Source organism: Croceibacterium segetis, from assembly GCF_011320115.1.
GTDB classification, from domain to species: Bacteria; Pseudomonadota; Alphaproteobacteria; order Sphingomonadales; family Sphingomonadaceae; genus Croceibacterium_B; species Croceibacterium_B segetis.
Window position 1 is genome coordinate 38,839 of sequence record NZ_JAANOZ010000002.1, and the last position, 24,077, is coordinate 62,915.

The following is a 24,077-nucleotide window of genomic DNA, read 5'->3' on the forward strand; positions in this document are numbered from 1 at the left end:
GCCCGGCGAGTGCCTGCGCGGCGAACCTCTGTCCAGCCTCAGCGCACGGCCAGCGCCGGCTCCCCGCCGAGCGCGCGGGCCTTGGCGAGCAGGACATCGGCCCCGCTCGTCTCCGTGCCGTTTGCCTCCAGCGCCGCCGCCAGCACGCTCGTCGCGCGGGGGCTCGCCCGCTCGAGCGCATAGGCGCGGCGTGCGTTGGCCAGTGCCCGCCGGCGGTCGCCGAGGTGGAGCTGCGCGTCCGCCAGGTCGGCGATCAGTCGCGGGTCGCCCGCCCCGCCGGGCAGCCGGGCGGCATGGCCGAGCAGCATGGCGGCGCGCCGCCAGTCACCGTCCCGAGCCGCCGCCCGTCCGACAAGCGCAGCCATTGCGCGGTCCTGTGGATGCTGGGCCAGGTACCCGGCGAGCTCGGCCTCGGCGAGGCCGTCTTGCCCGAGCGCCCTCTCGGCCGCGGCGATGCGCTGCGCGAGCGAAGCAGTCCAGCGCACCCGCTTGGCCGAGCGATAAAGCGCCAACGCGCCCGCAAAGTCGCCGCCGAGCAACGCCGCGTCGCCCGTGAGAACCTCGATGTCCGACGAGTTCGGATAACGCTGGCGCAGTTTGAGGCTGTACTCCGCCGCCTCCACCGTGCGCCCTTGCGAAAGCAGCTTGCGCAGCGTCGGCACGGCGACATCGGCGGCGGTCGGGTCGGCGCCCCAGCGATAGATCGCCAGGTCGCCCGCCTCGGACGGAGCCAGCGGGCCGACCTGCGCGTCCGGAGCGCGGGCGGCACGGTCGAGAAAGGGCGCGGCGAGATCGCGCCGGTCGATCTGCTCGTAAGCCCGTCCGACCAGCGTCAGCAGGTACGGCGAGGCATCGGACCTCGCAGCGCGCCCGGCAAAGCGGGCGATGACCTCGCTCGCATCGCCATCGGCCAGCAACGCGCTGGCGAGCAGTCGCGCGGCCGTCTCATTGTCGGGCTGCAAGTCCGCCAGCTTGTCGAACCGCTCGACCGCCAGCTCGGTGCTCCCCGCACGGTATTCGAGCAGGCCGGCAACCACCATTCCAGCGGGGCTTTCGTCGTAAGCCCCCTTTGCGCTCCACAGCAGCCTTCGGGCAAGCTCGTCCTGCCCGGCCCGCGCCGCCAGCACCGCCTGGAGGAAGTAGGCGCGCGGATCGGTGCGGTCGATCTTGACCATGGTCCGGGCGACGGCGAGCATCTCGCGGTAGCGTCCGAGGTCGCCGAGCGTCGCGGCGTACTCGCCGAGCACTTCGAGGTCCTTCGGCGCCCGCTGCGCCGCGCGCTCGAACCACGGCTGCGCCGCGGCGAGGCCTTGCGCGTCGCGCACCAGCTCGGCCTGGAACTTGAGCGCCCGCGGCTCGCCGGGATCGATCGCCAGCGCGCGGTTGACGGCGTCGGCGGCGAGATGCTGCTCACCCGCCTGATAGCGCAACCGGCCGATATCGACCCACAGCCGCGCGTCCGGCTTGCCGGCCTGCAGCGCGCGGTCGAAAGCCACCGCCGCCGGCGCGAAATGCCCCGCCGCCAGCTCGAGCTTGCCGAGCGCATGGTAGCCGCGCTGCGCGCTCGCCGGGTCGAACCCGCCGGCCGCGAGCCGCTTCCGCGCCTCGTCGAAGTCCCCCCGCAACAGTGCCGCTTCGCCGAGGTAGGCATCGACCGCCGCATGGGGTTCGCCAGCGTCGAGCGCGCGGCGCGCCGCGACTTCGGCGGCTACCCCGTCTCCCCGGTCGATGGCCGTCGCCGCATCGGCCAGCGGATCGTCGCGCCCGCCGGCCAGCGCGGGGAGCGCCAGCAGGACAAGCAGGACCGCCAGGAAGGCCTTGTCAGGCCTGCAAGTCATATTGCTTGAGCAGGTCGTACAGCGTCGGCCGGCTGATCCCGAGCAACTTGGCGGTGTTCGAGATGTTCCCCTCGCTGCGCGCCAGCGCGTGGCGGATCATCTTGCGGTCGGCCTGCTCGCGCGCGCTCTTGAGGTTGAGCGCCTCGGCCTCGCTGCCTTCGGCATCGTCGAGATCGAGATCCTCGGCGCCGACCATCTTGCCGTCTGCCATGATTACCGCGCGCTTCACCCGGTTCTCCAGCTCGCGCACGTTGCCCGGCCACGGCCAGCCGTCGATCGCCGCCAGCGCGTCGGGCGCGAAGCCCTTGACCTGCGGGTTCATCTCGGCGGCAAAGCGGTTGAGAAAGGCCTTGGCCAGCAGCGTCGCGTCGCCGGGCCGTTCGGCCAGGCTGGGAATCTTCACGACTATCTCGGCGAGGCGGTAGAACAGGTCCTCGCGGAAACTTCCCTGGGCGATCATCGCCTCGAGGTCCTGGTGCGTCGCGCAGACGATCCGCGTATCGACCGCGATGTGCTGGCGCCCGCCGATCCGCTCGATCGTCCGCTCCTGCAGGAAGCGCAGCAGCTTGACCTGCAGCGGCAGTGGAATGTCGCCGACTTCGTCGAGGAACAGCGTGCCGCCGTCGGCCAGCTCGATCTTGCCTTCGGTGGTCTTGACCGCGCCGGTGAAGGCACCCTTCTCGTGCCCGAACAGCTCGCTCTCGAGCAGGTTCTCGGGGATCGCCGCGCAGTTGATGGCCACGAAGTTGCCGCCCCGTCGGCCGCTCGCCTCGTGCAACCCACGCGCCAGCAGTTCCTTGCCGGTGCCGCTCGCGCCGAGGAGCATCACCGAGACGTTGGTGTTGGCGACGCGCTCGATCGTGCGGGCGACGCGGATCATTTCGGGAGCCGCGGTGATCAGGGAGCCGAGCACCCGGTTGCCCTCGCCCGCCTTGCTGGCGAGCTGCCGGTTCTCGGCTTCGATCCGGTGGAGGTTGAACGCGCGGCGGACGATCAGGCCGAGCTGCTCGATGTCGACCGGCTTCTGATAGAAGTCGTAGGCACCGCGCTCGATGGCGGTCAGTGCGCTCTCGCGCGCGCCATGGCCGCTGGCGACGATGACCTTGGTGTCGGGTTTCAGCCGCATGATCTCGTCAAGCACGGCGAACCCTTCGCTGGTCCCGTCGGGATCGGGCGGCAGGCCGAGGTCGAGCGTCACCACCGGCGGTTCTTCCGCCCGCAGCGCGGCGATCGCACTCGCCCGGTCGCCGACGATGACCACGTCAAAATCGTCATAGGCCCATTTGAGCTGCGCCTGCAGGCCTTCGTCGTCCTCGACGATGAGCAGCTTGGGTTTCATCTCGGCCATCACGCCACCTTTTCCGTTGTTTTCTGCATCGTCCGAATCAACTCGGCCGCCTCGGCCAGCGGCAGGTGAATCGCGAAGCGGCTTCCCAGTCCTTCGTGACTCTCGACCTCGAGCCGGCCGCCCATCGCCCGGACGATCTCGCGCGCCTCGAATGCGCCAATGCCGAATCCGCCCACCTTCGACGAATGAAACGGCTTGAAGAGCCGCGAGCGGACGAACTCGGGCGTCATGCCGGGTCCGGAATCGGTCACTCCGATCACGACCTCGTTTCCATCGCGGGTCGCCTGCAGCATGACCGGCTGGTTCTCGCCGCTCGCCTCGACCGCGTTTTGCACCAGGTGCACCAGCGCCTGCTCGAGCGCCTCCGGCTGGGCCTGCACCGAACAGTGAACCGCCTCGAGAACGGTCACCTCGTGCTGCGCCCGGTAGCGCTCGGCAATTCGGCGAAGCAGCGGCGCAATCTCGACGGGATGAACCGGCTCGTGCCCTTGTGCCCCATATCGCCCAAGCCGGGTAAGAAGGGCGTTGAGCTTTTCGCTGCTGTTCTTCAGCGTGACCAGCATATCGGCGCGGAACTCCGGGTTCTCGGCATGCTTCTCGGCGTTGCGAGCGAGCAGGGCGAGTTGGCTGGCAAGGTTCTTGATATCGTGCATCACAAAGGCGATGCGGCGATTGAACTCATCGAACCTCTGCGCCTCGCCGAGTGCGTCCTGGCTCGCTTGCTCGGCCAGGTAGCTGGCAAGCTGCCGGCCGACCACGCGGAGCAGGTCGAAGTCCTCCCAGTCGAGCTTGCGCGCATGGGGCGGGCGCGCCAGCGCGACGACTCCGAGGAGTCGCTCGTAGTGCAGCAAGGGCACCATCGCCCATGCGTCCGGCTCATCCGCAATCCAGCCGGGGATCGCTCCTTCGGGCACGCCCTCCGCCTTCCCGGCGCGCCACTGGTCGAGGTCGAGAATGAATTCGGCCTCGGCAAAGAACCGCGCCGCCGCCTCGCCAAGTGCTGGCGCCGGGACGTGCGGCGCTGGCCATTGCCAGCGTGCTTCGAGCGTCAGGCCGGCATCCTCCGCGGGCGTGAGCAGCAGGCCGCCCGGACTGTCCGTGATGTCGGCGACTGCCTGCACCACGCGTTCCGGCAGCGGCGAGGCGCCCGGTCCGGCGCGACCCATCGTACGGGTAAAGCGCAGCCATTCCTCGCGGTAATCGTAACGATGCTGGAACAGATGCTTGATCGTCGTTACGCGCAGCCACCTGCGCAGCCGGCGCGACGGCAAGACTATCAGCGCGACCGCGCTGGCGGCCGCCACGAACGCGATCTGCACCAGCCGCACGAAGTCGCCGCCGATCGCCGCCAGTCCCTCGTACGCGACGACCATCACCAGGAAGTAAGCGCCGATGAGCAGCAACGAGAACGACTGAAACGCGAACGAGCGCGATGGCCGGAACACCTGCTGCCCGTCTTTGGCCATGGCGCCCAGCACGAGCAGGCCGAGCATCGCAAGTGGCACGAAGCCCCGCAATCCGTCGAGCGCCTCCGGGATTTCGCCACCGAGATAGGCCACTGTGTAGTAATTGAGATCGTAGGCCCACAGAAGGGCGAGCGCAGCGGCCGGCCAGCGCATGCTCGTCCGGTTCGGCGAGGATGCGCCGACATAAAGATTGTGCACCAGGACGAGCGCCCCGGAGCAGAACAGCAGACGAAGTGCGTTGGCGACGTGCTGCAGCGGATCGGCCGCAGCCGCGTCGTTCAGGCCGGGCACGGCGAGCGCGACAGCGATCTGCAGCAACTCGACAAAGGCGAGCGCGGCGACCACCGGGCGGATCGGCGCGACGCTCGCATGACGGCCGTCCTGGACGAACAACCGGTAAAGCATCCACAGCCAGGCAAGACTGGCGAGGCTGTAAAGGAGTCGCCCGGTGACGGCGGAATCGCCGTACGCGATGACCGAGACCGACCACAGGGCAGTCAGCCCCAACGCCACCGCCGCGGTGCCGGAAGCCATGCCAAGCCGTGCCCGATGCGTCGCCAGCCAGCCGCCGAGCACAAGCGCTCCGATTGCCGACAGGAGGTAGCCCGAGAATGCCAAACCGCTCATCGCGCGCCCTCCGGCCAGAGGATCACCCGCAAGGTCTGCAGCATGATCAGCAAGTCGAGGAAGGGCGTGTAGTTCTTGGCGTAGTAGAGATCGTATTCGAGCTTGGCCCGCGCGTCCTCGATCGAGGCACCATAGGGATAGTTGATCTGCGCCCAGCCGGTGATCCCCGGTTTGACCATGTGCCGCTCGGCATAGAACGGCAGCTTGTCCTCGAGGTCCTCGACGAACGTGGGCACTTCGGGGCGCGGGCCGACAAAGCTCATCCGCCCGGTGAGCACACTCCATGTCTGCGGCAATTCGTCGATGCGCAGCTTGCGGATCAGCCTGCCGAGCCGCGTCACGCGCGGATCGTCCTTCTGCGCCCACTTTGCCCCGTCCTTTTCGGCGTCGGTGCGCATCGAGCGTAGCTTGATGAGCTCGAACGGCTCGCCGTAGAGGCCGACGCGGCGCTGGCGGAAGAAGGCCGGGCCCCGGCTGTCGAGCTTCACCAGCACCGCGAAAAGCGCGATTACCGGAAAGGTGAACAGCAGCAATGCCGAGCTCGCTGCGATGTCGAAAGCGCGCTTGGCGAGGCTCGAGAGCATCCTTCCCGAGGAGAATCCGTCCGAGAATATCAGCCAGCTGGGATTGAGCGTGTCGAGGTCCACGCACCCGGTCTCGCGCTCCATGAAGCTCGAGAAATCGTTGACGTAGACGCCGGCGGTCTTGACCCGCAGCAAGTCCTTCAGAGGCAGCGAATTGCGCCGTTCTTCGAGCGCCAGCACCACTTCGCTGGCGCCGAGGTTCTGCACGTGCCGCGACAAGTCGGCGATTGCCTCGCGCGGCACGGCCTCCGCGATCACTTGCTGACCGGGATTCATCGCGACGTAACCGGCGATGACGAAGCCGCTTGCCGGCCGTTCGGCGAGGCGACCGATCCGTCGGGCGCGGCTTCCGGCACCAAGCACCAGCACCCGCCGGCGGAACGCCGCGGCGCCGAGGACCCCGCCAACCACCAGCCGGTTGGCCATCAGCAACGCGATCGCCAACACCATCGCGTAGAGCAGCGTCGAGCGCCAGAACGTGTGTCCCTGCAGAACGAAGGCGATGAAAGCGAACAGGAGCACCGCAAGGCTGACGCCGACGAGCAGCCGGGCGCCTGCAAAGCGCATCGAGCGCAGGGCGTCGGCCCCGAACACGCCGACGGCGATCATCGCGCTATGGGTAACGACCGCAAACGCCAGCAATATCGGCAACCGCGCCGCCAGCGATCCGGATGCCATGCCGATCTGGTCCGCGCGCAGTACCCACGCAAGATCGCCTGCCACCAGTAGCAGCGTGAAATCGAACAGCCCGAGCAGCAGCACCGCATGCGGGACGTAGTGCTTGAACAGTCGGATCATCGCTCCCACCGGCGGCGTCCGCTCCCCTTTGCGGACGCGCCCGGATTAGGCGGGATAGATGAAATGTCGGTAAATTTTACAACTGCTCACAAAGTTCGGAAATTGTTGGCGTTCCGCGTTTTAGTGAGTGGTGTTGTTCGCCGCGTCCTTGGCCGCGTCGCCGACATTCTGCGCGGCATCGCCCACCTGGTTGGCGGCGTTGGCGATCGCGTTGTCCTTGTTCGCCTCGGCCCCTCCCCACTTGTTGAAGGCCCAGACGCCGATGACCAGCGCGACGATGATCAGCAGTGCGATAAGGAATAGCCCGCCGCCACCCGAACGTCCGCCGTCGGAAATCACGGTTGTGTGGGTATGGGTATCGCCGTCCGGCGACTGGACTTCGGTGACGCGTTCTTCGACCATTGTTCCATTCCCCTTGGTTGAGGTTGGCGGCGAAACGCCCCACGCGCCCGGCGAGTTCCCCCGAGGCCGGCCCCGGGCACGGCGACAGGCGCCCTTTAACCACATTCCGCGCCCGGCGCTTAACCGGCAGGATCTAAGCCTTTGGCAATGCGCCGCAATCCGACTCCACCGATCACACCGCAACTGTACCGCAGGTTCGCCGCGGCGACGGTGGCGATCGCGGCGCTGCTGGCCTTTTTCGCCAATGGCGAGAACCAAGAGGCCGTCGCGGCCGCCAGCGCCGCCGGACGGCCGGCCACGCGTCAGCCGGCGGTTGAGAAGCCGCGGCTCGAAATCCCCCCTGACGCGCACGCGGGCAGTTGGGATGATGATGAGGGCGATGACATGGGTCAGCAGCAATCCAACCTCGTCGGGGCGGGCAGAGGCGGCGGCGCTGTGATCAGCTCGTCGCTACTGGACGGTGAGGGCGGCGACGAAGAGCAAGGCGAGGCGGTAACTGACGCACCTACCCCGTCGCAAATCGCCGCGGCCACTGCTGCCTCACGCCTGCGCAGCGGCGCTCGCGGAATCGACTAGCCCAAGCCCAATTCCGTCTTGTCCCTGAGCCACGGCATCTGTCATGGCGTTGGCATGTCTGACTCATCGCCCGATCTCGCCGCAGAGCTGGCCGCATTGCGCCAACGGCTCGATTCGCTCGAAGCCCGCACCCAAGCGGCCGAGGATCACCTGGCAATCGCCAATCTGCAGCGCGCTTACGGATATTACGTCGACAAGAGCCAGTGGGAGCACGTCGCCGACCTTTTCGCGCGCGACGCGGTCCTCGAAATCAACGGCCGCGGCCGCTTCATCGGGCACGAGCGGATTCGCGAGTACATGCGTCACTTCGGCCCGCCGAAGCGCGGGCTGCTGATGAACCATATGCAGCTGCAGCCGGTCATTCATGTCGAGCCGGATGGAGTTCACGCCCACGCCAGGGTTCGCGCCCTGATGATGGTCGGCCAGATGGGCGACCACGCCATGTGGGGCGAGGCGATCTACGAGAACGACTATCTCAAGGAAGACGGCGTGTGGAAGATCGCCCGGCTAAAGGCCTGGCAGGTGCTCTACACCCCGTACGACAAGGGTTGGGCGGTGGAAGCGAGCCCACTGCTGAGCGAATTCGGCGACTTTCCGCCCGACGAGCCGATCGAAGCCTATCCGGTGTTCCCGGACTACTTCTGCCCGCCATACCACTACCGCAATCCGGTGAGCGGGCGCGAATAGGCGCTCGATTTCTCTGGTGGTTGGTGCCCCTGGCCCGACTCGAACGGGCACTTCCGAAGAAACTCGATTTTGAGTCGAGCGCGTCTACCAATTCCGCCACAGGGGCTTCCCGTGCGCTGGGCCGCTTAGCGAAGGCGCGGCTGGTGCACAACGGGGCGTGACTAGCCTTTGAGCGCGCCCACCACGATCTTGTGCAGCCGCGAGTGCAGCGGATCGTTGCCGGCGATGACCTGCTTGTCGCAGATCGGCAATGAGCGGCCGCGGTAATCGCTGACGAAACCGCCCGCCTCGCGCACAAGCAGGCACCCCGCGGCGGTGTCCCATGGGGCGAGGTCGCTTTCCCAGAACCCGTCGTAGCGGCCCGCGGCGATCCATGCGAGGTCGAGCGCGGCCGAGCCGAAGCGGCGAATTCCCGCCACTTGCGGGCCGACGGCGTTGAGGATCTTGCCCCACTCCTCGAAATCACCGTGGCCGTGATAGGGAATTCCCGTGGCGATCAGCGCCTCCGACAACTGCCGGCGGCCGGAAACGCGCAGCCGTGCGTCCTGCAACCAGGCGCCGCGGTTCTTCTCGGCCCAGAAGGTCTGGTCGGTGATCGGCTGGTAGACCACTCCGGCAACCACGTCGCCCCAGCCCGACCCGTCCGGGCCCTTGCCGTCGAGCGCCGGCTCCTGCGCGGCGATCGAGATGGCGAAATGGGGGATGCCGTGGAGGAAGTTGCTGGTCCCGTCGAGCGGATCGATGATGAATCGCGGCTTGCCGGCCTCGCCAGGAATCTCCCCGCCCTCTTCCATCAGGAAGCCCCAATCGGGTCGCGCGGCGCGCAATTCGTCCCACAGCGTGCGCTCGGCGGCCTGGTCGGCCTTGGAGACGAAATCCGCCGGTCCCTTGCGGCTGACCTGCAAGTGTTCGACCTCGCCGAAGTCGCGCCGCAAGCGGCTGCCCGCCTTGCGGGCGGCGCGCTCCATCACGCGAATGAGGCCGGTGATCATCGCCATCGACTATTATCGCCCTTGCGGCGCCCCGGCCGGCGGCTTGGCCGCCGCTGCGCTAGCAGACGGCTTGTAACCGCACACGGCCACCATTGCGCTGAGCAAATCGTCCGGCTTGGCGCGGTCGACCTTGCCCGGATTCGCCTCGATAAGCTTGTCGATTGCGGTGCTGATCGTCTCGAGCTTGTTCGAATAGATACACCCCATCAACGACGCCTTCACATCCTCGGGCACCTTGTCCGATTGCATGGCGCTCGCCAGGACGGCGAAATTCTGCACCGCATGCTCCTGCTGCGCGGCGTTGATCGGGGCGCTCGCGGTTGCCTGCGCGAAAGCAGGAGCAGAAAGCAGCAGCACGGTCGCGGCGATTGCGATCTTCTTCATAATCAATTGGCCTTTCCGACGTATGTCCGCTCGTACACGTCGACGACGATCCGGGTGCCGCTTTCGATGTGCGGCGGCACCATGACCCGAACGCCGTTGTCGAGCAGCGCCGGCTTGTAGCTGGACGAAGCTGTCTGTCCCTTGACCACCGCGTCTGCCTCGACGATCGTCGCTTCGACCTGGTCGGGCAGCGCCACGCTGATCGGCTTTTCGTCCCACATCTCGAGCGTCACATCCATGCCGTCCTGGAGGAACGCGGCGGCCTCGCCCACGAGATCCGCCGGCAGGTTGATCTGCTCGTAATCGTCCTTGTCCATGAACACGAGCATTTCGCCGTCATGGTAGAGGAACTGGAAGTCCTTGGTGTCGAGCCGAACGCGCTCGACCGTGTCGGCGCTGCGGAAGCGGACGTTGGTCTTGCGCCCGTCCTGCAGGTTCTTCATCTCGACCTGCATGTAGGCCCCGCCCTTACCAGGCTGGGTGTGCTGGATCTTGGCGACCTTCCAGATGCCGCGTTCGTATTCGAGAATGTTGCCGGGACGAATGTCCACGCCGCTGATCTTCATCGCTGCCTGCCTTGATGGAGCTGTTCGGGAGATTGCGCCGCGCCCTAGGCGCTACCCTCAATTCATGCAAGCGCAACGCGGGCGTGCTATGGCGGCAGGCATGACCCGCTCGCTCTCATTCGCGGCGCTGCTTGGCGCGATCTCCTCCACCGCCTTCGCGCAAGGACCGATCGATACGGTCCTGCGCGGACCCTACGTCTGCGAATTGCCGGGCGACGCCGCCGGTCGGGCGGGAATTCCGCAGCCCGACCGCAGTTTCACGATCGAGAGCTCGTCGCGCTATACCGCACCGCAAGGCGCGGGCACTTACTTGCGGCGCGGCGTGCGGCTGGACATGACCAGCGGTCCGCGGAAAGGGGAAGCCTACCTCGTCGTCCGCCCGGGGTTCCTGCGCGAACGTCAGGCCGACGGTACGCCTGGCCGCTTGCGCTGCGTCTTGCAGAGCTGATCCGCCACGCCGGAACGCTTCGCCGGGCCGCGCGCTTGTTCCAGCAACCGCATGGCCCGTGATACCTTCAAAGCTCTCGAACCGCTGGTCGCGCGGGCGATCTCCGCCGGTGAAGCGGAATTCGACGGCGAACGCGACCGGGTCACCTGGAACAAGCGTCTGGCACTGTCGCGGGCACCCGATGCAGTGGTCGCGGTGCATTCCGCGGAAGAAGTCGCTGCAACCATTCGTTTCGCCGCCGCCAACGGTTTCAAGGTTTCACCCCGCGGCGGCGGGCACAACTACCAGGCTTCCGCACTGCGGGACGGCGGGATTCTCCTCAATCTGGGGGCGCTCAATACCGTCGAAATAGATCGCGGCGCGCTGACCGCGAGGGTCGGGGTCGGCATCCAGGGCCATCCGCTCAGCGAACAGCTGGCGGCAGCGGGCTTGGCCTTTCCCGTGGGTCACTGCGTCGACGTCGCGCTGAGCGGGTATTTGATCAACGGCGGTTTCGGCTGGAACTCCGGCGAATGGGGCGCCGCCTGCGCCAATGTCGAGGCCATCGAAATGGTCACCGCGGCCGGCGAGATCGTGCTGGCGAGCGCCGACCGTCATGCCGAGCTCTTCTGGGCCGCCCGCGGTGCCGGGCCGGGCTTCTTCGCCGCCGCGACGGCCTTCCATCTCAAGCTCCATCCTCTGCCGGCTACCGCTTACGCCTGGCGAGCCGCGTTCGCGGCGTCGAGCGCGCCGGCGTTGGCCGACTGGCTCACAGCCGCCACCGCCGCCGCTCCCGCCGGAACCGAGGTCGGCTGCTTCCTGTTCGCGCATTGGGACACCGGCGAGCACGCGATCGTGCTGCGCGTGTCGGCTTGTGGTGACAGTGAAGCCGAGGCGCGCGACAAAGTTGCACCGTTCGTCTCACCGCCGCCGGTAGCGCGGAAAATCGGCGACGCTAAGGGCGAAGCGCTGCCGTTCACCGAACTGTTCAAACTGTCCCCCATGCCGTCTGGCAAACGGGTCGCCGCCGACCACGCGTGGAGCGACGCGGCGGTCGGCGATTTGCTGATGGCGGTGCATGACCTGCCCGCGCCGAGCGCGGATTCGACGGTCGACATCGTCGCGTTCGGCGGCCACACGCCCGTCGCGGTGCCGCGCGACGCCGCGCTCACGGTCAGCGGCGGGACGGGTGTCGGCATCTACGGCTTGTGGGACGATCCCGCCGACGACGAGGTCAACCGCGCATGGGTTCGCCGGGTGGACGAAGCGCTCGCCCCCTACCGCACCGGGCGCTATGTGGGCGAGGCGGACTTGACGCTCGAACCGGGGCGCCGGGCCGAGTGCTTCACGCCCGACGCGCTCGCGCGGCTCGACGCGCTTCGCCGCCGCTACGATCCGGACGGCCTGTTCGCCGTCTGGCCTTAGCTCCGCGGGAACGCTTCGGGGTCGAGCGCCATCATCGCTTGCGCCCCGGCCTCGATCTGGCGCGTCAGCGCGGCGCAGTCCGGCAACCAGCGCTCGGCGTAGTAGCGCGCGGTGACCAACTTGGCGGCATGGAACGGGTCGCTCTCGTGTCCCGCTGCAACCTGCGCCATGCGCAACCACATCCACCCGATTGCCAGCGTGCCCATGAGTTCCATGAATGCGTATGAGCCGGCGCCGAGCGCGTCGGAATCGAGCCTGGCCTGGTCGATAAGAAACCGCGCCGCTTCGCGCGCTTCGTGCACCGCCTCGCGCAATGGCAGGGCGATGAAACGTGTCGAAGGGCTCGCCTCCTCGCAAGCGCCCTCGACCAGCGCCAGGAAGCGCTCGGCCACCTGGCCGTTGTCGCGCGCCAGCTTGCGTCTGGCGAGGTCGAGCGCCTGCACTCCGTTGGCACCCTCGTAGAGCATTGCGACGCGGGCATCGCGGACGATCTGCTCCATGCCCCATTCGGCGATGTAGCCGTGCCCGCCAAAGCATTGCTGCATCGCCACCGCGGTCTCGAAGCCCTTGTCGGTGCCGAAACCCTTGATCACCGGTGTGAGCAGCCCGACCAGCGCGTCGGCCGCCTCCCGCTCCTCGACGCTGTCGGCACGGTGCGCCAAGTCGATTTGCAAGGCGGTCCACAGCACCAGCGCGCGCATGCCCTCGGTGAACGCACGGGCGTCCATCAGCAGGCGGCGAATGTCCGGCTGGACGATCAGCGGATCGGCGGCGGCAGAGCTTCCCGGCGCTCTGCCCTGCTTGCGCTCAGAAACGTAAGCGACGGCGTTCTGGTAGGCGAGCTCGGCCTGGGCGAGACCCTGGTTGCCGCAGCTGAGCCGCGCGGCGTTCATCATGATGAACATCGCCGCCAGGCCGGCGTTCGGCTCGCCGACCATCCAGCCGGTCGCGCCGTCGAAGTTCATCACGCAAGTCGCACTGCCGTGCACACCCATCTTGTGCTCGATCGCCCCGCAAGTGGCCGCGTTGCGGGTCCCGTCGGGCAGGATTTTCGGAACGAGGAACAGCGATATTCCCCGCGATCCCTCCGGCGCGTCCGGGAGCTTCGCCAGCACGAGATGGACGATGTTGTCGGTCAGGTCCTGTTCGCCGCCCGAGCAGAAGATCTTCTCCCCGGCGATGCGGTAAGTGCCGTCCGCCTGCGGTTCGGCGCGGGTGCGGATAAGGCCGAGATCGGTACCGGCCTGGGCCTCCGTCAACGCCATCGTTCCCAGCCATTCCCCGGAGACGAGCTTGGGGAGGTAGCGTGTCTTGAGGTCGTCGCTTCCCTTGGCGAGCAGCACGGCGACCGCGCCGTGGGTCAGGCCGGGATACATGTTGAAGGCATGACAAGCCGAGTCGAGATACTCCTCGATCACCGTAGCCAGCACATGCGGCAAGCCCTGTCCGCCATGCTCCTCGGGCAACCCCAGCGTGCCCCACGCAGAATCGACGTAGGCCCGGTAGGCTTCCGGAAAGCCGCCCGGGGTACTGACCGAGCCGTCAGCGTGACGCGTGCAGCCTTGCGTGTCGGCCACACGGTTAAGCGGGGCGATCACCTCGGCGGCGAAGCGTCCGGCCTCGCGGACGATCGTGTCGACCAGGTCGGCATCGATGGCCAGCTGCGGATAATCGGTGATCCCGAGCAGGTCGGTGAGCACGAAGCGCGTGTCGCGCGCTGGCGGAGTGTAGCTTGGCATGGTCTCGATCAGCCGATGCGCTGGAGTTCGTCGCCTTCCAGGGCGCGGTAGAAGCAGCTGCGCGCTCCGGTGTGACATGCTGGGCCTTCGGGCAAGGCTTTGACCAGCAGCGCGTCCTGGTCGCAATCGACGAGGATCTGCCGGACCCGCAGTACGTGGCCGGAACTCTCCCCCTTTATCCATAACCGCCCACGGCTGCGCGAGTGGAAGTGGGCGAGCCCTGTCTCGCGCGTCTTGTCGACCGCTTCACGGTCCATGAAGGCAACCATCAGCACCTCGCCGGTGTCGGCGTGCTGGACGACCGCCGTCAGCAGACCCGCCGAGTCGAATTTGGGATCGAAGTTGCCGCCCCTTTCCCGGTCCCCGCGTTCAGTTTCATTGCCGGAGATGGCCGTTTCCTTTCAGACTCTTGCCAAGAAGGCCCGCGCGGGTGCCAGCTTGTTGCACGATAACCACAGATGCAGGCCAAAATCCATCGGCCCACGCGAAGGTGCTTTTTTCGGCAACCTTTCGGTGAAATGAATAGGTGCGCGGCTTTGACGTAGCCGCCAGTCCAGACCGGACGCGCCACGCGCCAAGGGATGGGGGGTCTCGGTACCGGACTTGCAAGGACGGGCCGAAACATGAGGGTTTGGATCGGCGGCATCCACTGGGGGCGATGCCTCGGTCCAGCGATTTTCGTCACGCGAACGCCCGGGGTAACCCCCGGGCGTTTTGCTTAGGTGGCATGCGCGAGCGCTTCTTCGAGTACCCGCGAGAAGCAAGCGACGACCACCTTCCCTGCCCCCGCACGCTTGAGCGCGGAAACACAGGCGTCGCTGGTCGCGCCGCTGGTCATCACATCGTCGACCAACAACACCTGCGCGCCCTTGAGTCCGCCGGCGCGGCGCGGGTTGACAGCGATCGCCCCGGACAGCGCGCGGGCTCGCGCCTTGCGGCCAAGCCCGCCGAGCACCGGGGTCGCCTTGCGCCGGACAAGCCCGTCGACAACCACTTCCGCCCCCGCCAGGCGCGCAATCTCCCGGGCCAGCAGCGCCGACTGGTTGAACCCGCGCCGCCACAGCCGCAGCCGGTGCAGCGGAACCGGCACCGCCAGCCACTCGCCGTCGAGTTGTGGCAGCCGCGCCGCGATCAACCGAGCGAGGAGCGGGGCGAGCGCAATGCGGCGGCCGTGTTTGAAGGCGAGCACCAGCCTGCGCGAGGCATCGTTGTAAAGGGTCCCCGCGGCGATCCCGTCGTGTCGCGGTGCATCGGCGAGACATGGAGCGCAGACCGTGCCTTCGCGCTGGGTATCGCCGAATGGCCGCTGACACAGCGCGCACGCCGGGTCGCCCGGAATCGCCAGCTCCTGCCAGCACGCCGAGCACAGCCCGCCCTGCGCGGCGAGGCCCTCGCCGCACAGCGGGCAACGGGGCGGGTAGATCAGATCGATCAGCGGGGCGACCGGCTCGAGCAACTTCACCGAACCATGCTGCCTCGGTCAGGCGCGTCGGGCAAGCGCTTGCGCATCCTGGGCAGGCGCGGCAGGGACCGGGCGTGACCGCCCCGCCTCGCATCTTCGCACCCGAGCGCCGCCGAGCGGCTCGCCAGCGCATCGCGGCGCGACAAGCGCGGCCGGGCGCGGCGCGGTTCGTGCTCGAAGACTTGGTCGAGGATGTCCTCGAGCGGCTCACGTTCCTGCGGCATGAGCCCGGCAAGGCGCTTGTAATCGGCGACTGGACCGGAGTGCTGGCCGCGGAGCTCGAACGGCGGGGCGGCACGGTGACGAGCGCTGATGCGTTTACGCTCGACGAAGAGCAGCCCTTCCCCGTCTCCGGGCTCGATCTGATCGTCAGCCTCGGTACGCTCGACACGGTCAACGACCTGCCGGGGGCAATGATCCATATCCGCGAGGCGCTGGCGCCCGGCGGACGCGCGATCGCCTCGTTCGTCGGCGCCGGAAGCCTCGCCAACCTGCGCCGCGCGATGCTGACCGCGGACGGCGAGCGGCCCGCTGCGCGGCTGCATCCGATGGTCGACATCCGCGCCGCCGCCGCGCTCCTGCAGCGTGCCGGATGGGCCGAACCGGTGGCCGACAGCCGGACCATTCGCGTTTCATACCGCTCGCTCGACCGGCTCGTCGCGGACTTGCGCGACCAGGGTCTCGGCAATGTCCTCGCCTCGGCGGCGGCCCCGCTCGGCAAGGCGGCGCTGGAACGAGCCCGAGCAGCGTTCCTCGAAGGCGCCGACGCCGGCGGACGCGTGGTCGAGAGCCTCGAGATCATGACCCTTAGCGGCCGTCGCTCCTTACGCGGATCGTAGGGCCGCCTGCGCCGCCGCCAGCCGCGCGATCGGCACGCGGAAAGGCGAAGCGCTGACGTAGTCGAGGCCGACCTGTTCGCAGAAGGCGATGCTCGCCGGGTCGCCGCCATGCTCGCCGCAGATGCCGAGCTTGAGGTCGGGCTTCGTCGCCCGGCCCCGCTCGGCAGCCAGCGAGACCAGCTGTCCCACGCCCTCGATATCGAGGCTGACGAAGGGATCGCGGGCGAAGATCCCCTTCTCGACGTAAGTGGGCAGGAAGCTGCCCGCGTCGTCGCGGCTGAGGCCGAGCGTCGTCTGGGTGAGGTCGTTGGTGCCGAAGGAAAAGAACTGCGCCGCCTCGGCGATGTCGCCCGCGGTCAGCGCGGCGCGCGGCAGCTCGATCATCGTGCCGACGAGGTATCCGACCCGCTGGCCGCGCTCGGCGAAAACCTGCGCCGCCGTCTCGCCCACCAGCTTGCGGAGGATTTCCAGCTCGCGCCGGGTAGCGACGAGCGGGATCATGATCTCGGGCACCACCGGATCGCCGCCCTTGGCGCTGACCTCGCAGGCCGCCTCGAAGATCGCCCGCGCCTGCATTTCGTAGATTTCGGGGAAAGTGATGCCAAGGCGGCAGCCGCGGTGGCCCAGCATCGGGTTGGCCTCGTGCAGCTCGGCGGCGCGGCGCTTGAGGTGCGCGGCGGACACCCCGCTCGCCTCGGCCAGCGCCTCGAAGTCGGCATCGCCGTGCGGCAGGAACTCGTGCAACGGCGGATCGAGCAGGCGGATCGTGCACGGCAGGCCGGCCATCGCCTCGAAGATCTGCGCGAAGTCGCCGCGCTGCTCGGGCAGCAGCTTGGCGAGCGCCTTGCGGCGCCCCTTCTCGTCGTCCGCCAGGATCATCTCGCGCACCGCGGCGATACGCCTGTCGTCGAAGAACATGTGCTCGGTCCGGCACAGGCCGATGCCTTCGGCGCCGAACTTGCGCGCCGTGCGGCAGTCGGCCGGAGTCTCGGCGTTGGTGCGCACCTTCATCCGCCGGTGCCGGTCGGCCCATTCCATCAGCGTGGCGAAGGCGCCGGCGAGCACGGGCTCGATCGTCGGCACTTCGCCGTCCATGACTTCGCCCGTCGCGCCGTCGATGGTGATCGTGTCGCCTTCGTCAAGGAGCGCGGTGCCGATCACGGCAGTGCGCGCGGCAAGGTCGATGCGGACTTGCGACGCGCCCGAGACGCACGGCCGGCCCATTCCCCGGGCGACCACCGCCGCGTGGCTGGTCATCCCGCCCCGCGCGGTGAGGATGCCCTGCGCGGCGTGCATCCCGTGGATGTCCTCGGGGCTGGTCTCGACCCGCACGAGGATCACCTTTTCGCCTCGCGCCACCCACTTCTCGGCGGTATCGGCGTCGAGCACGATCTTGCCCGAGGCGGCGCCGGGGCTGGCGGGAAGCCCCTTGGTCAGGACGTTACGCTTCGCATCCGGGTCGAGCGTCGGGTGGAGCAACTGGTCGAGCGCCATCGGGTCGATGCGCAGGATCGCGGTGCGCTCGTCGATCAGGCCTTCGCCGACCATCTCGACCGCCATCTTGAGCGCCGCCTTGGCGGTGCGCTTGCCGCTGCGGGTCTGGAGCATCCACAGCTTGCCGCGCTCGACGGTGAACTCGATGTCCTGCATGTCCTTGTAGTGCCGCTCGAGCAGGTCGAACACCTGGGCGAGCTCGGCGTAAGCGGCGGGCATCTCCTCTTCCATCGACGGGGCCCTGGCCCCGGCCCGTTCTCGCGCGGCCCTGGTCAGGTACTGCGGCGTCCTGATCCCGGCGACGACATCCTCGCCCTGCGCGTTGACCAGCCATTCGCCGTAATAGGCCTTCTCGCCGGTCGAGGGGTCGCGGGTGAAGGCGACGCCGGTGGCGCTGGTCTCGCCCATGTTGCCGAAGACCATCGCCTGGACGTTGACCGCGGTGCCCCAGTCGCCGGGGATGTCGTTGAGGCGGCGGTAGACCTTGGCGCGGTCCGAATCCCAGCTGTCGAACACCGCGGCGATCGCGCCCCACAATTGCTCGCCGACGTCCTGCGGGAACGGCGCGTCGTGCTCGCGGGCGACGATCGCCTGGTACTGGCCAACCAGGTCCTTCCAGTCGGCGGCGGTCATCTCGGTGTCGGCCTGGTAGCCGCGATCTTCCTTGGCGATCTCGAGCGCTTCTTCGAACAGCCCGTGATCGAGCCCGAGCACCACGTCGGAGTACATCTGGATGAACCGGCGGTAGCTGTCCCACGCGAAGCGCTCGTCGCCCGATACGGCAGCGAGGCCCTTCACGGTCTCGTCGTTGAGGCCGAGGTTGAGGACGGTGTCCATCATTCCGGGCATCGACACCCGGGCGCCCGAGCGGACGGAGACGAGCAGTGGGTCGGCCGCATCGCCGAAGCGCTTGCCGACGGCCTTTTCGATATGGTTCAGCGCCTTGCCGACCTCGCTTCGCAAGTCGTCCGAAAAGTCGGCGCCTTCCTTGAGGTAGCGCACGCATTCCTCGGTGGTGATGGTAAAGCCCGGCGGGACCGGCAGGCCGATGCTCGCCATCTCCGCCAGGTTCGCGCCTTTGCCGCCGGTGACGGTCTTGTCCTTCGCGCGCGGATCGTCATGCGCCGCATGGCCGCCGAAGGTGTAGACAGTCTGCATGGACAACCTTTCGAAAACAGGGTGACACTTTACGGACCCTGTCACCCTGCAGGATTTTCTAAACTGCTGTTTTAACTTAGATAATTCAGAAACCGGCGGGTGACACTCTTCCTACAGGAAACCGCGCGGTCAGCCCTCTATCCTCGAGAAATCGGCCACTTTGTGCACTGCAGCACGGAAGCGTGCAAGCAGGCTCAACCGGGCCTCGCGCCTCGCGGGATCGTCGTCATTCACCGTCACCGTGTCAAAGAACCGGTCTATCGGGCCGCGCAAGGACGCCAGCGCGGCCATCGCCGCCTCGAAATCCTCCGCCTGGACCGCGGCGGCGGCTTTCGGCTCGGCCGAATCCAACGCCTCGATCAGGTCCTTTTCCGCAGGTTCGGGCGTGTAGGAAAGTGTTTTCTTCCTGTTCTCGGCCATTTTGGCCGCAATCACCGGCTTGAGGTCGGGATCGTCGACCAGCGCCAACGGGTCCTCCTCGCCGGTGCGTGCGATCTCCCCTTCGGCGCCCTTCCAGTCCTCCTTCTTGAGGATATTGGCCGCGCGCTTGTAGGCGGCGAGCAGGTTGGCGCCGTCCTCGGTCTTGATGAAGGCCTGCAGCGTGTTCACACGAGAAAGAAGGCGAACGAGGTCGTCTTCGTTCCCGAGCGCGAACACCGCGTCGATCAGGTCGTGGCGAACGCCGGCTTCGCGCTGCTGGACTTTTAGGCGGTCGGCGAAGAAGTCGAGGAGTTCATCGGCCGCTGCATCTCGGCGTGCGAACACGGCCTTGGACCCTTCGAGATGTTGAGCTTCGGCGTTCGCAAGGATGTCAGTGATGAATTTGTCATCCATTTCGAATGGGCGACCATATTCTTGAGAAATCAGCGCTAACCTTTCCGCAGCATCTCGCAGCCGATCGTCCTTTGGATCGTACGGAAGGTGCGCACCAGTCGCCTTGCGAGCAAGCTGATGCAGAGAGACGCGAAGTGAGTTGGTCAGAATGAGTTGAATCGCTCCGATGCTGGCTCTCCGAAGAGCGAAAGGGTCCTTTGAGCCAGTCGGACGCTCACCGATCACGAAGAATCCGGCTAAGCTATCGAGCTTGTCGGCCAAACTGACAGCTACGGTTATAGGAGCGGTTGGAACTTGATCGCCTTGGCCGGTCGGTTTGTAATGATCGCGGATTGCGTCGGCGACTTCAACCGGCAAACCTTCAGCGCGAGCGTAGTAGCCACCCATAAGACCTTGAAGCTCGGGGAACTCACCGACCATCTCGGTGACGAGATCTGCCTTGCAGAGCCGGGCAGCGTCCTGCGTCCAATTAAACAGCATAGTCTCAGGCTGCTGGTGATTGAGTGCAGGCTTTACAACTTGCTGTTCCACCAGCCACCGCGCCAGCCTGGCCACGCGCTCCACCTTGTCGGCGACGGTGCCGAGCTTCTCGTGGAAGGTGATCCGTTCGAGCTTCCTGGCCTGCTCGGCCAGCGGCACCTTGCGGTCCTGCTCCCAGAAGAAGCGCGCGTCGGAAAGGCGCGCGGCGAGGACCTTGCGGTTGCCGTCGACGATCGCCGCGCCCTCGTCGGTCGCGACGATGTTCGCCGTGCAGACGAAGGCGTTGGCGAGCTTGCCCTTCTTGGTGCGGCAGATGAAATATTTCTGGTTGGTACGCGCGGTCAGCTGGATGACTTCCGGCGGCACGTCGAGAAACGCCTCATCGAAATGTCCCAGCAAGGGGACCGGCCATTCGGTGAGCCCGGCGTTCTCGACCACCAGCCCCTCGTCCTCGACGAGCACCAGCCCGGCCTGGTGGGCGGCGTGGATGGCGCCCCGCCGGATCAGGTCCTCGCGCTCGGCCTGGTCGACAATGACGTGGCAGGCGCGCAGCTTCTGGGCATAGTCCGCGGCCGAGCCGATGGTGATCGGGCCGGGACAATGGAAGCGGTGGCCGAGCGTCATGTAGCCGCTGGCGACATCCCCCACGGTGCATTCGACCAGTTTCTCGCCGAAAATCGCAACGATCCCCGACAAAGGCCGCACCCATCGCAGGCTCTCGGTGCTCAGCGAAGCCGCGCCCCAGCGCATCGACTTGGGCCAGGGGAATGCGCGGACAATCGCCGGGATCGCCTTGGCGAGCACTTCCCGGACCGCGCGGCCGGGCCTCTCGATCACCGCGAAGTAGACCCCGTCGCGATCCTCGAGCTGCTCCTGCGTGAGCCCCGACTTGCGCAGGAACCCTTCGAGCGCCTGCGGCGGCGCGCTGGTGCGCGGGCCCTTCGTCTCCTCACGCACCGCCTCGGTGGCTTCGGGCAGCCCGCGCGCGATCAGCGCCAGCCGCCGCGGGGTCGACCACACGGTGATTTCACCGACCGCCACGCCCGCCGCCTGCATCTCGCCGCGGAACAGCTTCTCGAGGTCCGCCCGCGCGCCGGCCTGCATCCGCGCGGGGATTTCCTCGGAACGCAGCTCAAGGAGGAAGTCGGTCACGCGGACCACCCGGGGAACTTCGCTTCCCATTCGGGCGAATTCTTCTCGATCCACGCCTCGCAGCTGCCCTTGGCAAGATCGCGGACGCGGCCAATATAGCTGGCGCGTTCCTGGACGCTGATCACGCCGCGCGCCTGGAGCAGGTTGAACAAATGGCTCGCCTCGATCGCCTGGTCGTAGGCGGCGAGCGGGATCTGTGCCTCGATGCAGCGTTGGCATTCGGCTTCGGCGTTGCGGAAGCCGGCGAACAGTTGTTCGGTGTCGGCGACTTCGAAGTTGTATTTCGAGTGCTCGCGCTCGTTTTCGAGGAACACCTGGCCGTAGGTCACGCCGTCGGAATTGAACGCGAGATCGTAGACCCGGTCGACGCCCTGGAGGTACATCGCCAGCCGTTCGAGCCCGTAAGTCAGCTCGCCGGCGACCGGCTTGCAGTCGTAGCCGCCGATCTGCTGGAAATACGTGAATTGGGTCACTTCCATTCCGTCGCACCAGACTTCCCAGCCGAGGCCCCAGGCGCCGAGCGTCGGGCTTTCCCAGTCGTCCTCGACGAAGCGGATGTCGTGCTTCAAGGGATCGATGCCGATGGCCTCGAGGCTCTTGAGGTAGAGCTCCTGCAAGTCCGGCGGGTTGGGCTTGAGGATCACCTGGTACTGATAATAGTGCTGCAGGCGGTTGGGGTTTTCGCCGTAGCGACCGTCCGTGGGCCGGCGGCTCGGCTGGACGTAGGCGGCCTTCCACGGCTCCGGCCCGAGCGCGCGCAAGGTCGTCGCGGGGTGGAACGTGCCCGCGCCCATGCGCATGTCGTACGGCTGCAGGATCAGGCAGCCCTGCGCGCTCCAGTAATCGTGGAGCGCGAGGATCATGTCCTGGAAGCTCTTGGCGCCGGTCCCGCTCATGGCGCGGCGCTTTGCAGGATGGCCGAAACAGCGTCAATGCCGCGCTGCAAAACGCCCCTGTAAGTCGGCGTGGAAAGCGCCTAAATAGGCACCGGGCTTAAACAGGGTCACTTTCACCGATGCCGCCGTTTCGCCGATTCATTGCCGCGCTGGTCGCGCTCGCCATGCCGGCGTGCGCGCCGGTCGACGCACGCCCGGCGCACGCGGCCGCGGCCTACCAGGGCCCGGCGATCTGGAAGGTCGCCGACAAGGACACCACGATCTACCTGTTCGGCACCGTCCACGCGTTGCCCAAGGACACCAAGTGGTTCTCCGGGCCGGTCGAACGCGCCTACAAGGCGTCGGACGAACTGGTCACCGAAATTCCCATGGATGCGAGCGGCGACGCCCAGGCGATTGCCGCGCGCGCCTTGCTGGCCAAGGGCCAGTCGCTGCGCGCCATGATGGCCCCGGACGATCGCATGAAGTTCGAGGAGGCGCTCGTCGGCCTCGGCCTGCCGATCGAGGCGATGGACCGCTTCGAACCGTGGTACGCGGCGATGACCCTGTCACTGCTGCCGGTGATCAAATCGGGCTACGATCCGCAGACCGGCGCCGAAACCAAGCTGACCGCCGAAGCCGAGGGCAAGCGCAAGGCGGCCCTGGAGACGGTCCAGCAGCAGATCGACCTGTTCGACGGATTGCCGGTCGAGGCCCAGCTTTCGTTCCTCAAGGAGACGGTGGATTCGATTTCCAAGGCAACGACGACGCTCGATGCGATGGTCGCCGAGTGGATGAAGGGCGATGCCGACGCGCTCGCCATGCTGCTCAACGACGAGCTCGACGACCCGGTGCTCTACAAGCGACTGCTGACCGACCGCAACACGCACTGGGCGCAATGGATCGACCAGCGGATGAAGCAACCGGGCACGGTCTTCGTCGCCGTCGGCGCCGGGCACCTCGCGGGGCGGGACAGCGTGCAGGCGCAACTCAGGAAGCGCGGCATCAAGGCCCGCCGCGTCTGGGAGTAATGCGCGCGCTCGCGGCGCTGGCGCTCGCGCTGGCGCTCGCCGGATGCGGCGAGCCGGCGCGCGACTGGCCCGCCCCTTCGCCGGCGCTGTGGGAGGTGACTGGCCCGGGCGGCGCGCACGGCTGGCTGTTCGGCACGATCCATTCGCTGCCCGAGGGCGCCCACTGGCGCACCAAAGCGGTCGACCAGGCGCTGGCCGATTCAGGCGTGCTGGTGGTGGAGATCGCCAACCTTGGCGATGCGGCGGCGGCAAAAGAGGCTTTCGACCGGCTGGCCACGACACCCGGGCTACCGCCGCTGTCGCAGCGCGTTCCGGCGAAGGAGCGCCCCGCCCTCGCCGCGTTTCTCGGGCGCGCCGGTCTCGCCGACGACGCCTTCCCGCATACCGAGACCTGGGCCGCCGCGATCGTCCTCGCCAACCGGGCGCGCGGGCGCGATCCCGGGACCGGGGTCGACCGCGCGCTGATCGCCGGAGCGAAACGCGTCGAGGGGCTGGAGACGTTCGAGCAGCAGTACCGCGCCTTCGATGCGCTCCCGCCGGCCGAACAAGCCGACCTGTTGCTGGCGCTGGCCCGCGAGGCCGACGACACGTCCGACGCGCGGCAGGTCGAGGCGTGGCTGACCGGGGACCTTGCCGGCCTCGAGAGCGATTCCTCCGCCGGCGTCCTCGCCGACCCCCAGTTGCGCGAGGCACTGCAAGTCGCCCGCAACCGGCGCTGGGCGGAACGGATCGCCCGGTTGCTCGCTGGCCGGGAGCAGCCTTTCGTTGCCGTGGGCGAAGCGCACATGTTCGGCGAGCAGAACTTACCCGAACTGCTCGAGGCGCGCGGTTACACCGTCCGCCGCGTGCAGTAAGGCCTTCCTTGCTTGCCCGCGGCTGCGCTGCTTGAGGCA

The 24,077-nt window shown here is 67.5% G+C and carries 21 protein-coding genes and 1 tRNA gene; 7 read left to right on the top strand and 15 right to left on the bottom strand.

Going from position 1 to position 24,077, the window contains the following annotated elements; genetic code table 11:
* Positions 1-38: 38 nt before the first annotated feature.
* The 5 genes from G7B69_RS02015 to G7B69_RS02035 form a co-directional block, all read right to left on the bottom strand.
* Entirely contained in the window at positions 39-1,838 is a 1,800-nt protein-coding gene (locus G7B69_RS02015; RefSeq protein ID WP_166175589.1) for a tetratricopeptide repeat protein, read from the bottom strand.
* A complete protein-coding gene (gene prsR / locus G7B69_RS02020) occupies positions 1,822-3,186 on the bottom strand; it encodes a PEP-CTERM-box response regulator transcription factor (RefSeq protein ID WP_166175591.1) in 1,365 nt (454 codons plus the stop codon). Before prsR ends, G7B69_RS02015 begins: the two co-directional genes overlap by 17 nt.
* Positions 3,186-5,279, bottom strand: a complete 2,094-nt coding sequence (gene prsK / locus G7B69_RS02025; RefSeq protein WP_166175593.1) for an XrtA/PEP-CTERM system histidine kinase PrsK — start codon at positions 5,277-5,279, stop codon at positions 3,186-3,188. Before prsK ends, prsR begins: the two co-directional genes overlap by 1 nt.
* Positions 5,276-6,661 carry a TIGR03013 family XrtA/PEP-CTERM system glycosyltransferase gene (locus tag G7B69_RS02030; RefSeq protein WP_166175595.1) on the bottom strand — a complete coding sequence of 462 codons (1,386 nt, stop codon included), beginning with the start codon at positions 6,659-6,661 and terminating at the stop codon, positions 5,276-5,278. Before G7B69_RS02030 ends, prsK begins: the two co-directional genes overlap by 4 nt.
* 120 nt (positions 6,662-6,781) lie before the next feature.
* The gene (locus G7B69_RS02035; protein WP_166175597.1) at positions 6,782-7,063 is read right to left on the bottom strand and encodes a hypothetical protein; all 282 of its coding nucleotides are present in this window, start codon (positions 7,061-7,063) and stop codon (positions 6,782-6,784) included.
* A gap of 147 nt (positions 7,064-7,210) precedes the next feature.
* On the opposite strand from G7B69_RS02035, the gene G7B69_RS02040 reads away from it, so the two are divergent.
* Together G7B69_RS02040 and G7B69_RS02045 are read left to right on the top strand one after the other, a co-directional pair.
* Positions 7,211-7,639 carry a hypothetical protein gene (locus G7B69_RS02040; RefSeq protein ID WP_166175599.1) on the top strand — a complete coding sequence of 143 codons (429 nt, stop codon included), beginning with the start codon at positions 7,211-7,213 and terminating at the stop codon, positions 7,637-7,639.
* A gap of 54 nt (positions 7,640-7,693) precedes the next feature.
* The gene (locus tag G7B69_RS02045; protein WP_166175601.1) at positions 7,694-8,326 is read left to right on the top strand and encodes a nuclear transport factor 2 family protein; all 633 of its coding nucleotides are present in this window, start codon (positions 7,694-7,696) and stop codon (positions 8,324-8,326) included.
* Between the two features lie 21 nt (positions 8,327-8,347).
* Here the strand turns inward: G7B69_RS02045 and G7B69_RS02050 are convergent.
* The 4 genes from G7B69_RS02050 to efp form a co-directional block, all read right to left on the bottom strand.
* Positions 8,348-8,432, bottom strand: a tRNA-Leu gene (locus G7B69_RS02050).
* A gap of 55 nt (positions 8,433-8,487) precedes the next feature.
* The gene (locus G7B69_RS02055) at positions 8,488-9,324 is read right to left on the bottom strand and encodes an inositol monophosphatase family protein (RefSeq protein WP_166175603.1); all 837 of its coding nucleotides are present in this window, start codon (positions 9,322-9,324) and stop codon (positions 8,488-8,490) included.
* Between the two features lie 6 nt (positions 9,325-9,330).
* Complete coding sequence (locus G7B69_RS02060; protein WP_166175605.1) at positions 9,331-9,702, bottom strand: hypothetical protein; 372 nt, start codon at positions 9,700-9,702, stop codon at positions 9,331-9,333.
* A 2-nt stretch (positions 9,703-9,704) separates the two neighbouring features.
* Positions 9,705-10,268 carry an elongation factor P gene (gene efp, locus G7B69_RS02065; protein WP_166175607.1) on the bottom strand — a complete coding sequence of 188 codons (564 nt, stop codon included), beginning with the start codon at positions 10,266-10,268 and terminating at the stop codon, positions 9,705-9,707.
* 100 nt (positions 10,269-10,368) lie between these two features.
* Between efp and G7B69_RS02070 the strand changes: the two genes are divergently transcribed.
* Both G7B69_RS02070 and G7B69_RS02075 read left to right on the top strand, forming a co-directional pair.
* The gene (locus G7B69_RS02070) at positions 10,369-10,716 is read left to right on the top strand and encodes an elongation factor P (protein ID WP_166175609.1); all 348 of its coding nucleotides are present in this window, start codon (positions 10,369-10,371) and stop codon (positions 10,714-10,716) included.
* Positions 10,717-10,767: 51 nt separating this feature from the next.
* A complete protein-coding gene (locus G7B69_RS02075) occupies positions 10,768-12,120 on the top strand; it encodes an FAD-binding oxidoreductase (RefSeq protein ID WP_166175611.1) in 1,353 nt (450 codons plus the stop codon).
* On the opposite strand, the gene G7B69_RS02080 is transcribed toward G7B69_RS02075, so the two are convergent.
* The 3 genes from G7B69_RS02080 to G7B69_RS02090 form a co-directional block, all read right to left on the bottom strand.
* Positions 12,117-13,859, bottom strand: a complete 1,743-nt coding sequence (locus G7B69_RS02080; protein WP_166175613.1) for an acyl-CoA dehydrogenase C-terminal domain-containing protein — start codon at positions 13,857-13,859, stop codon at positions 12,117-12,119. The genes G7B69_RS02075 and G7B69_RS02080 overlap by 4 nt on opposite strands.
* Positions 13,860-13,867: 8 nt before the next feature.
* Positions 13,868-14,248: a phosphoribosyl-AMP cyclohydrolase gene (gene hisI, locus G7B69_RS02085; protein ID WP_166176180.1), complete on the bottom strand. Its 381-nt coding sequence runs from the start codon at positions 14,246-14,248 to the stop codon at positions 13,868-13,870.
* A gap of 329 nt (positions 14,249-14,577) precedes the next feature.
* Positions 14,578-15,321, bottom strand: coding sequence for a ComF family protein (locus tag G7B69_RS02090; protein WP_166175615.1), 744 nt, complete (start codon positions 15,319-15,321; stop codon positions 14,578-14,580).
* 74 nt (positions 15,322-15,395) lie between these two features.
* Here G7B69_RS02090 and G7B69_RS02095 point away from each other — a divergent pair, with 74 nt between their 5' ends.
* Complete coding sequence (locus G7B69_RS02095; RefSeq protein WP_166175617.1) at positions 15,396-16,160, top strand: methyltransferase domain-containing protein; 765 nt, start codon at positions 15,396-15,398, stop codon at positions 16,158-16,160.
* On the opposite strand, the gene ppdK is transcribed toward G7B69_RS02095, so the two are convergent.
* The 3 genes from ppdK to G7B69_RS02110 form a co-directional block, all read right to left on the bottom strand.
* Positions 16,146-18,812, bottom strand: a complete 2,667-nt coding sequence (ppdK, locus tag G7B69_RS02100) for a pyruvate, phosphate dikinase (RefSeq protein WP_207785929.1) — start codon at positions 18,810-18,812, stop codon at positions 16,146-16,148. The two genes, G7B69_RS02095 and ppdK, sit on opposite strands and share 15 nt — an antisense overlap.
* 129 nt (positions 18,813-18,941) lie before the next feature.
* Positions 18,942-21,308, bottom strand: coding sequence for a glycine--tRNA ligase subunit beta (gene glyS / locus G7B69_RS02105; protein WP_243414994.1), 2,367 nt, complete (start codon positions 21,306-21,308; stop codon positions 18,942-18,944).
* Positions 21,275-22,174 carry a glycine--tRNA ligase subunit alpha gene (locus G7B69_RS02110; protein ID WP_166175621.1) on the bottom strand — a complete coding sequence of 300 codons (900 nt, stop codon included), beginning with the start codon at positions 22,172-22,174 and terminating at the stop codon, positions 21,275-21,277. Before G7B69_RS02110 ends, glyS begins: the two co-directional genes overlap by 34 nt.
* 119 nt (positions 22,175-22,293) lie before the next feature.
* On the opposite strand from G7B69_RS02110, the gene G7B69_RS02115 reads away from it, so the two are divergent.
* Together G7B69_RS02115 and G7B69_RS02120 are read left to right on the top strand one after the other, a co-directional pair.
* Positions 22,294-23,184 carry a TraB/GumN family protein gene (locus tag G7B69_RS02115; RefSeq protein WP_166175623.1) on the top strand — a complete coding sequence of 297 codons (891 nt, stop codon included), beginning with the start codon at positions 22,294-22,296 and terminating at the stop codon, positions 23,182-23,184.
* A complete protein-coding gene (locus tag G7B69_RS02120) occupies positions 23,184-24,038 on the top strand; it encodes a TraB/GumN family protein (protein WP_166175625.1) in 855 nt (284 codons plus the stop codon). Before G7B69_RS02115 ends, G7B69_RS02120 begins: the two co-directional genes overlap by 1 nt.
* The last annotated feature ends 39 nt before the right edge of the window (positions 24,039-24,077 follow it).

Bases quoted from the DNA above. Each gene is read 5' to 3' on its own strand.
- G7B69_RS02030 (WP_166175595.1), bottom strand. From the start codon at position 6,661: ATGATCCGACTGTTCAAGCACTACGTCCCGCATGCGGTGCTGCTGCTC.
- G7B69_RS02055 (WP_166175603.1), bottom strand. From the start codon at position 9,324: ATGGCGATGATCACCGGCCTCATTCGCGTGATGGAGCGCGCCGCCCGC.
- G7B69_RS02015 (WP_166175589.1), bottom strand. From the start codon at position 1,838: ATGACTTGCAGGCCTGACAAGGCCTTCCTGGCGGTCCTGCTTGTCCTG.
- G7B69_RS02045 (WP_166175601.1), top strand. From the start codon at position 7,694: ATGTCTGACTCATCGCCCGATCTCGCCGCAGAGCTGGCCGCATTGCGC.
- prsR (WP_166175591.1), bottom strand. From the start codon at position 3,186: ATGGCCGAGATGAAACCCAAGCTGCTCATCGTCGAGGACGACGAAGGC.
- G7B69_RS02080 (WP_166175613.1), bottom strand. From the start codon at position 13,859: ATGCCAAGCTACACTCCGCCAGCGCGCGACACGCGCTTCGTGCTCACC.
- G7B69_RS02110 (WP_166175621.1), bottom strand. From the start codon at position 22,174: ATGAGCGGGACCGGCGCCAAGAGCTTCCAGGACATGATCCTCGCGCTC.
- G7B69_RS02060 (WP_166175605.1), bottom strand. From the start codon at position 9,702: ATGAAGAAGATCGCAATCGCCGCGACCGTGCTGCTGCTTTCTGCTCCT.
- efp (WP_166175607.1), bottom strand. From the start codon at position 10,268: ATGAAGATCAGCGGCGTGGACATTCGTCCCGGCAACATTCTCGAATAC.
- G7B69_RS02070 (WP_166175609.1), top strand. From the start codon at position 10,369: ATGACCCGCTCGCTCTCATTCGCGGCGCTGCTTGGCGCGATCTCCTCC.
- G7B69_RS02075 (WP_166175611.1), top strand. From the start codon at position 10,768: ATGGCCCGTGATACCTTCAAAGCTCTCGAACCGCTGGTCGCGCGGGCG.
- glyS (WP_243414994.1), bottom strand. From the start codon at position 21,308: ATGGGAAGCGAAGTTCCCCGGGTGGTCCGCGTGACCGACTTCCTCCTT.
- G7B69_RS02040 (WP_166175599.1), top strand. From the start codon at position 7,211: ATGCGCCGCAATCCGACTCCACCGATCACACCGCAACTGTACCGCAGG.
- G7B69_RS02120 (WP_166175625.1), top strand. From the start codon at position 23,184: ATGCGCGCGCTCGCGGCGCTGGCGCTCGCGCTGGCGCTCGCCGGATGC.
- G7B69_RS02035 (WP_166175597.1), bottom strand. From the start codon at position 7,063: ATGGTCGAAGAACGCGTCACCGAAGTCCAGTCGCCGGACGGCGATACC.
- ppdK (WP_207785929.1), bottom strand. From the start codon at position 18,812: ATGCAGACTGTCTACACCTTCGGCGGCCATGCGGCGCATGACGATCCG.
- G7B69_RS02115 (WP_166175623.1), top strand. From the start codon at position 22,294: ATGCCGCCGTTTCGCCGATTCATTGCCGCGCTGGTCGCGCTCGCCATG.
- prsK (WP_166175593.1), bottom strand. From the start codon at position 5,279: ATGAGCGGTTTGGCATTCTCGGGCTACCTCCTGTCGGCAATCGGAGCG.